Annotated in this window: 5 protein-coding genes; 3 read left to right on the top strand and 2 right to left on the bottom strand. The window is 69.4% G+C overall.

The window, feature by feature from the left end; translation table 11 throughout:
- Nucleotides 1-132 precede the first annotated feature (132 nt).
- Both bcsZ and OZ10_RS18025 read left to right on the top strand, forming a co-directional pair.
- Complete coding sequence (bcsZ, locus tag OZ10_RS18020; RefSeq protein WP_039408272.1) at nt 133-1,314, top strand: cellulose synthase complex periplasmic endoglucanase BcsZ; 1,182 nt, start codon at nt 133-135, stop codon at nt 1,312-1,314.
- Complete coding sequence (locus OZ10_RS18025) at nt 1,296-5,807, top strand: cellulose biosynthesis protein BcsC (protein ID WP_039408270.1); 4,512 nt, start codon at nt 1,296-1,298, stop codon at nt 5,805-5,807. Before bcsZ ends, OZ10_RS18025 begins: the two co-directional genes overlap by 19 nt.
- A 246-nt stretch (nt 5,808-6,053) precedes the next feature.
- Here the strand turns inward: OZ10_RS18025 and OZ10_RS18030 are convergent, their stop codons facing one another.
- A complete protein-coding gene (locus OZ10_RS18030; protein WP_039408268.1) occupies nt 6,054-7,712 on the bottom strand; it encodes a PA domain-containing protein in 1,659 nt (552 codons plus the stop codon).
- Nucleotides 7,705-8,124 (bottom strand): post-PEP-CTERM-1 domain-containing protein, encoded by a 420-nt coding sequence (locus OZ10_RS18035; protein WP_039408266.1) that lies wholly within the window; start codon nt 8,122-8,124, stop codon nt 7,705-7,707. The genes OZ10_RS18030 and OZ10_RS18035 overlap by 8 nt, the downstream gene beginning before the upstream one ends.
- A 105-nt stretch (nt 8,125-8,229) precedes the next feature.
- On the opposite strand from OZ10_RS18035, the gene OZ10_RS22935 reads away from it, so the two are divergent.
- Nucleotides 8,230-8,518: hypothetical protein (locus tag OZ10_RS22935; RefSeq protein WP_236726998.1), on the top strand; the 289-nt coding region annotated here is incomplete at its 3' end.

Raw genomic sequence — 8,518 nt, forward strand, 5'->3', positions numbered from 1 at the left:
GCGCTGGTACTTCTCGCACCATCCGGTGTGGCTGGCCTTCACCGTGGTGCTGCTGGCGCTGCTGCTGGCCCTGGCCGCGCGCGTCCTGCTGCGCCGGCACGCCGCCGAGCGCCTCAACGAAGGCGGCAGCGCATGAAGACCGGTGCCCACGTCACGACGATGACGCGCCGCTCCCTGCTGCGTGCCGGCGCACTGGCCGGCCTGGCCGCGGCGCTGCCGGCCGGCGCCAGGCCGGCACCTGCGCAGTGCGGCAGCTGGCCGCTGTGGAATGCCTTCGTGTCCAGGCACATCCAGCCCGATGGCCGGGTGGTGGATTTCCTCAACGCCGATCAACGCTCCACCTCCGAAGGGCAGTCGTACGCACTGTTCTTCGCCCTGGTCGCCAACGACCAGGTGCTGTTCGACAAGGTGCTCGGCTGGACCCGCCACAACCTGTGCGGCGGGCGTCCGGACCTCAACCTGCCGGCCTGGCTGTGGGGCCGCGACGACAGCGGCAGCTGGCGCGTGCTCGATGCCAACACGGCCAGCGATGGCGAGCTGTGGATTGCCTACGCCCTGCTGGAAGCCGGCCGGCTGTGGAACCGCCCCGGCTACGTCAAGGCCGGCCAGCAGATCCTGCAGCTGATGCGCACGCAGGAAGTGGTCGCGCTACCCGGTCTGGGGCCGATGCTGTTGCCCGGCCGCAGCGGATTCGTCGAGCCGGGCCGCTGGACCCTCAATCCCAGCTACCTGCCGATCCAGCTGCTGCGCCGTTGCGCCAATGCCGATCCCAAGGGCCCGTGGGCGGCGATCGCCGGCAACGCGGCGCGCGTGCTGCGCGAGAGTGCACCGGTCGGCGTTGCCCCGGATTGGACGGTGTGGGACGGCAAGGCCTTCGGTGCCGATCCCAAGCGCGGCAACCTCGGCAGCTACGACGCCATTCGCGTGTACCTGTGGGCCGGCATGCTCGATGCCGGCGAGCCGCTGCGGGCGCGGTTGTTGCAGGACCTGTCCGGCCCGTCCGACCTGCTCGCCGCCGGCACCGGCTTTGCCGAAAAGACCGACACCGCGCGTGGCGTGGGCAGCGGCACGCTGCCGGTCGGGTTTTCCGCCGCGCTGCTGCCATACCTGAGCGCGCGGGGTCAGCCGGCACTGCTCAAGGTGCAGGCGCAGCGCATCCCCGCGGCCGCCCAGCCCGCGGCCGCCGCGCTGCCGTATTACGAACGCACGCTGGCCCTGTTTGGACAGGGCTGGCTTGAGAACCGCTACCGCTTTGCCGCAGACGGGCGCCTGCTGCCTGCCTGGAGAACCCCTGCATGCTCCGCAAACACCTGACGCCGCTCTACCTCGCCGGCATGCTCGACCTGTGCCTGCTCGCCTGCCCGGCGCAGGCGCAGACCAGCGCCACCCAGCAACTGGTGGGACAGGGCAACTACTGGCACGACCAGGGCCGCGACGACCTGGCCGCCGATACCTGGAAGAAGCTGCTCGGCATCGACCCGGACCAGCCCGACGCCCTGCTCGGTCTGGCGCAGATCGATCTGGCGCAGGGGCGCCAGTCCGAAGCGCGCAAGCGCCTGCAGCAACTGGACGCGGCCCACCCGCAATCGCCGCAGGCCCAGCGCCTGCGCGTGGCGATCGGCGCGCGCGGCAGTGCTGCCGCCGGCGAAGACCCCAACCTGCGCAACGCCCGCCGCGCCGCCGCGGCCGGGCGCTACGTGGAAGCGGCGCGCAGCTACGAGGCCGTGTTCGCCGGCAAGCCGCCGCCGCCGAACCTGGCGCTGGAGTATTACCAATCGCTGGCCGGCACGCCCACCGGCTGGGAACGCGCCCGCAACGGGCTGCGCACGCTGCAGGCCAGCGAACCGGGCAACCCGTCGCTGCAGCTGGCCCTGGCGCAGGTGCTCAGCTACCGCGAGCCCACCCGCCGCGACGGCATCGCGCAATTGCGCACGCTGGCCCAGCGTGCGGACGTGGGTGGCCCGGCGCGCAGCAGTTGGCGTCAGGCGCTGCTGTGGCTCAATGCGAGCAGTGCCGATGCGCCGCTGTATCAGGCATTTCTCGCCGGCTCCCCGAACGATGCCGAAGTCACCGCCAAACTCGGCCAGCTACGCGAACAGCGCGCCGCTGCGGCCGCGGCACCCGCCGATCCCAATGGCATCGCGCTGGGCGAGGGCTTTCGCGCGCTGAGCGCCAACAATCTGAGCGTCGCCGAACAACGCTTCACCCAGGTGCTGCGTGCCCGTGCGCGCGACCCGGAAGCGCTGGGCGGGCTGGGTTCGGTGCGCCTGCGTCAGCAGCGCTTTGCCGAAGCGCAGGAATTGCTGCGCCCGGCCGCGGCCAGCAACGGCAAATGGAAAAGCGCACTCGACAGCGCCCGCTACTGGCAGCAGCTGCAGCAGGCCGAAGCTGCGCGTGCGCGTGGCGACATCGTCCAGGCACGCCAGCTAGTGGAGCAGTCGATACAGTTGCTGCCCAACGAACCGGCCGGCCACGTGGCGCTGGGTGGCTTGCAGGCCGCCACCGACCCGGACGCGGCCGAGGCCAGTTATCGCAAGGCGCTGTCGCGCGATGCCGACAACGCCGGCGCCTTGCAGGGCCTGGTCGGGCTGTACAGCCGCCAGGGCCGCATGCAGGAAGCCAGCGACCTGTTCAATCGGCTGCCGGCGGCCGAACGCGCCAAATCCGGCGGCCAGGCGCTGTTGCGTTCCAACGTGCAGCGCGCCCGCGCCCGTCAGTCGCTGGAGGCCGGCGATGTCGTCAGCGCGCAGGCCGAGCTGGAAACGGCCATGGTCGAACGCCCGGGCGATGCCTGGATCCGCCTGGATCTGGCGCGTCTGTACCAGCAGGCCGGTCGCCCCGACCAGGCCCGCAGCGTCATGGATGGCCTGCTCGCCGTGCATGGCGAGCAACCCGAGGCCCTGCATGCCAACGCCTTGCTCGCACAGGAAAGCGGTGACTGGCAGGGCGCCTACGACAGCCTGGAGCGCATCCCGGCCGCCGCGCGCACGCCGGAGATGACCCAGCTGCGCACCACCGCCTGGATCGAACTGCAGGCGCGTCAGGCGCGCCTGCTGGTGGAACAGGGCCGGGTGGGCGAGGCGCAGCAGTTGCTGGCGCGTACCGAAACTGCGCTGGGCAATCAGCTCGACGATCCGCAATTGCTGGCCGCCCTGGCCGGCGCGCACGCCGACGCCGGCAACACCCAGCGCGCGCTGGTGCTGGCGCAACGCCTGGTCACCGGTGCCAATCCGCGCACCGAAGACCGCCTGCACTATGCGGACGTGCTGCTGCGCGCACATCAGGACGCCGAGCTGTCGGCCGTGTTGCGCCAGCTGCAATCCATCACCATGACGCCGGCGCAGCTGCGCCGCGCCCAAGCGCTGCGCAGCGCCTACACGCTGCGTCAGGTAGATGCGTTGCGCGAGCTGGGCAATCTGGAAGCTGCCTACGATGCGCTGTCGCCGATCCTGGCGCAGCAGCCGGACAACCGCGATGCGCAGGCCGCGTTGGCCCGCCTGTACGCGGCCTCCGGCGATCAGCGCCAGGCCCTGGCGATCTATCAGCAGATCCTGCAGCGTCATCCCGACGATCTGGACACGCTGACCGCCGCCGCCAACAGCGCGGCCGCGCAATCGGATCTGCGCACTGCCGAGGGCTATCTGCAACGCGTACTGGCGCAGGCACCGCAGTCGCCGGACGTGCTGGCGGCTGCGGGCCGGGTGTATCGCAGCGCCGGCAAGAACCGCAAGGCCGAGCAGTATTTCCGCGCGGCGTTGGCCGCGCAGCAACGCCAGGCCGGGCAGCTCGACAACGGCCTGCCGGCTGCGCGCGGCTTGGCTGCAGTGGCCAGTTCCGGCCGCCCGCTCAATCCGTTCTCCGGCATGACCGGCGCCATGCCGCGCTCGCCGGCGCTGGTGTCCGAGCGCATGGACGCCGGCAGTGCCTATCCGCAGACCGCATTGGCGCTGCCGCCCGCGCAACCGGCCGCTGCCCGCTTCGCTGCGCCCGTACCCGCGCCTGTGACTGCCGACGCGGATGCCTACGCCGGCAACAGCGCCGATCCCCTGCCGCCGCCGGTGAGCGCCAGCGCAGCGCCGGCCAGCCGTTCGCACCTGCCCGCACGCAGCACGCCGACGCTGGCACCGGCCGACGACCTGCGCCTGCGCGGCGCCGCGGCGCGGGCACTGCTGCCGGCCAGCAGCGGCAACAGCGTGCTCGACGAATTGCGCGCCGTGCAATCGGAAAACAGCGACAACCTCGCCGGTGGCGCACTGTACCGTTCGCGCGATGGCGAAGACGGCCTGGGCCGCCTGGACGACATCGAAATGCCGCTGCAGGCCGAGTTCGCGGTGGGCGAGGGCAAGCTCGGCATCACGCTCACGCCCACCGTGGTCGATGCCGGCACCCTGACCACCGACTACGCGACCGCCAGCCGCTTTGGCGCCGGCCCGCAGAGTGCAGTGAACGATGCGCTGGCCGCCGATCGCAGCCCGATCGATGCATTGGTCAGCTCGTCGGTGTACCAACTGCTTGCCACCCAGGGCGACACCGCGGCCACGCGCGAGCGCCTGCGCCGGTATGCCTTGAGTACCGGCCTGTTCGGCGAGCTGCTCACCGAGAACAACAACAGCACACCCGCCGCCCTGGCCGCACTGGCCAATCAACCGTTGCCGGCGTATCTGCTCAGCGTCAACGCATCCAACACGTCGATCGCGCAGCTGGCACGCGACATCCTCGGCAACACCGCCATCAGCGCGCAACTGGCTGCTGGCGATGGCGCCGCACTGCAGGCGCTGGCCAGTAGCAGCGCCGCCGCGCAGCAGACGCCCACGGCGCTGGCGGCCACCCTCAACAGCATGGCCGCCACCGGCAACGGCGCGCGCCGGATCAACCAGGACGACACCGGCGTGGGCGTCGGCGTGCGCTACCGCAATGGCGGGTTCAGCGCCGACGTGGGCAGCACGCCAATCGGCTTCCAGGAGCAGAACGTGGTGGGCGGGCTTGGCTATCGCGGCGAACTCGGCGAGGCGGCGGGCTGGTCGGCCGATGTATCGCGGCGCGCCGTCACCGACAGCGTGCTGTCCTTCGCCGGCGCGCAGGATGCACGCAGTGGTCGCGAGTGGGGTGGGGTGACCAGCAACGGCATCGCCCTGGCGGCCAACGCCGACAACGGCCTGCTGGGCGGCTACGCCAATCTTGCCGCGCATCGGGTGACCGGCAATCACGTGGCCGACAACGACCACCGCCAGGCCGATCTCGGTTTCTACGTGCACGCGCTGGAAACGCAGAATCAGTCGCTCACTGCCGGCGTCAATCTGACCGCCATGCAGTACGACAAGAACCTCAGCGGCTTCACCTACGGCCACGGCGGTTACTTCAGCCCGCAGGAGTATCTGGATCTCGGCGTCCCGGTGCACTGGAGCGGGCGCAGCGCGGGGCAGAGCGTCAACTGGAAACTCGATGCCAGCATCGGCGTGCAGCATTTCAAGACCGACCCCACGCCGTACTTCCCCACCGACCCAGGCCTGCAGCAGGCCGCCTACGACGCCGCATCGCTGGCCGCGCTGCTCGGTCTGGTCGACCGCTACACCGACCCGGTGTACGCGGGCGAAAGCCGTACCGGGGTGTCCTACAACCTCAGTGGCGCCGCCGAATGGCAGGTGGCCCCGCAGTTGTTCCTGGGCGGGCGTATGACCTTCAACAACGCACGCGACTACAACCAGTTCAGCAGCAATCTCTATCTGCGCTTCGTGATGGATCGCCTCGGCGCTGCGCTGGGCCGCGCACCGCAGGTGCTGACCTCGCCATATGCTGCGGATCGCTGAGTCAGGCAACGAGGCACGGCGAGTGAGGCCAGGCGTCTTGTGATGCCATGCAACCGGGCGTGTGTGCATCAGTGAAGCACGCACCGGTTGCCGTCGCGCAGCCGTACCGCATCGCGGCCCGGAGGTGACCTGCCATCAACGCCGTGCATCGGCGCGCGTTGCCGCAGGCAATGCCGTTCTGATCGCAGATAAACGAACGGCGCCTCCCGGCGCCGTTCGCATTTTCTCCAGCCACATGCGCCTGGGTTACGGGCGCACCTTGGTCGCGCAGACGAACGTGGCAGCCTGCTGTACACGGCTGATCGCACCCTGGTCTTCCAGCTCGCGGATGTGGTCGTTCATGCAGGTCAGGTAGCCGAGGCGGTTGCCTGCGTTCTGCGTCTTGCACAGGCTGCTTTCGGCCGTCAGGTTCGCGCCGACGATCAAGCCGCCCGGCTCCACGGTGGGCACCAGCGTATTGCAGCTGCCCAGCCGGGTCAGGCCACGGTTCAAGGTCCAGCCGATATCGGCAAACATCGCCGGGGTCAGGTCGATGTTCAGATGTGCCTGCACCTCCGGTGTGTCGAACGGCTCCATCAACGCATTCGGCTGCAGGTCAGTATCGAAGTGCGAGAACGTCGACCCGCCGGCCACCACGCTGGGGGCGTAGAGGCGGGTGCGGCCGGCGGTGTCGGTGCCCTGCAGCAGCTCCGGGTCCTCGTACAGCCCGGCTACTACGGCGGTGCTGCCCTTCAGGCGTGCGCCGTCGGCCTGCGAGACCATGATCGCCGGAATGGTGATGTCGGTGATCGGTGGCGCGGCATTGCCCATGGTCTGCACGCCGGCGACGTTGTTGGCCACGATCACGCCCACTGCACCGTTGAGCTGGGCGTTCTTGACCTTGATGGCGAAGGAGCAGGTGCCGCGGTCGATCAACGCCACCTTGCCGGCCACCGCTGCCGCATTGACGAATGGCGTTTCGCAGCCATCGCTGCTCGATGCGGCGGCAACGCCGTCATCGACGGTGACGACTGCACGCGCCGGGAAGTTGCCCGCGGTGGCCAGCGGCCCGAAGCTGGCAAAGCCCACCTCGAACTTGCCCGCCGCAGCGCTGGGCGCGGTCACCCGCAGCAGGGTGCGCGGATCCAGGATCAAGGCCGCCTCGCGATTGACGCCGGTCCCGGCCCACACCGTGCGGCCCGGCGTGCGCATCGCTTCGGCGCGCAGGGCATTGGTCATGGCCGGGTCGTCGAAGCGCTTGTTCTGCACGTTGTCGAAGGCCTGCGAGGTGTAGACGTCGGTCAGGCCGCTGCCCGAGCCGAGCACACCGGTGGTCTTGTTGAGGAAACCGGCAGCACCCAGGCCATGGCCGATCTCGTGCATCACCACGTTGAGGAAGTTGATCTGGCCTTCCGGCGTCTTGCCGTCCAGACCCAGGTACCAGCCGGAGCCGGCCAGGCAGTCGTCCTTGCCCAGGTCGCCGTTGAACTGCGAGAACACGTCGGCCGGATCGGCCGGGTCGGGCACCAGGTCCTGTCCGGCGATCGCATCGCCGAGCGCCGACGGGTACAGCGTGTTCGGCTTGGCGCCGGGAAAATTGTTGACGATCCAGTTCGGGCCGGCCTGGCCCAGCGTGCCGCCGGTGGCAGTGCAGTTGAGGCGCGCGAACGAGGCATAGACCTTGATCTCCACGTTGCTCTGCAGCACCGCACCCCACAGGTCCATCGCGTACTGGTAGGCGATCCGGCGCTGCTCGCCCACCGAGCGCCCGGGATTGCCGCCCAGCGGCGTGGCGGCGGTCGGGTCGTTCAAGCCGACCACGGTGCCGGCATCGCCATTGATCAGCGTGACGGTGGCAGCCGAGGCCTGCAGCGGAGCGAGCGCCGCACCCACCGCCAGGGACAACAGCAACAAGGGCTTATTCATGCGGCAGCGCTCCGTGCTCGGCGTGGGCGGGTTGGGTCTGGGCGTCGTCACTGTGTTCGATCACGACGCGGCCATCTGCCTGGCGGGTGGCGGTCAGCGAACTCATTTGCGTGGCCGGCAACTTGCGCGCCACGGTGCCGTTGGGCAGGCGGCGTTCGGTGGCGCGGGCGGCCGCTTCGGTCTGCGGCAGCGTCGGGCCGGTCGTCGCACGACGGGACGCCGCGCCGGTCTGCTGTGCCTGTTGATCCAGCGCCGCGCTTTCGGCATCGGTCAGTGGGCGCAACTTGCCGGTGACCGGGTCGATGCCGACCTTGGAACTGGCGGCGACGTCCTGCGCCCCGGCCACAGCCGGCAGGCAGGCAACGCACAAGAGGCCGGACAACATCCATCCGGGCTTGCGAAAGCTCATCATTGTTGGGGTTTCCTTGGGGTCCAACCAGAGAAAGAACGCCGTGCAACAACCGGTGTTCGGGAGAATCCTTCCGATTTAGTCTGTTCATGACTGAATCATGAATCCGTGACTTGTGTCAATCTTTTGACAGCCGGGGAGCTGGAAGCGAAGGTGTGGCCTGAAAAAGTCAGCTTGCGGCTTGTGTTTTGCTGGTTTTCAAAGGAAAGCAAAGCAATGCTGGGCGCGCCGGGTCAGAAATTTGGCGCCAAGGCCGGCCGGCGCGCGCGTGTCACCCAGGTGCAAGACGGCTGCGCGGTGGCTCTGGCGCTTTTACGGATCAGGCTGAGCGCGGCGTGTGGTTTTCTGAGAGGGCGCCAGGAGCACTCCGAGCACGACCCAGCGGATGAGCGAAGAG

Source organism: Xanthomonas cannabis pv. cannabis (genome assembly GCF_000802365.1).
Taxonomy (GTDB): Bacteria; Pseudomonadota; Gammaproteobacteria; order Xanthomonadales; family Xanthomonadaceae; genus Xanthomonas; species Xanthomonas cannabis.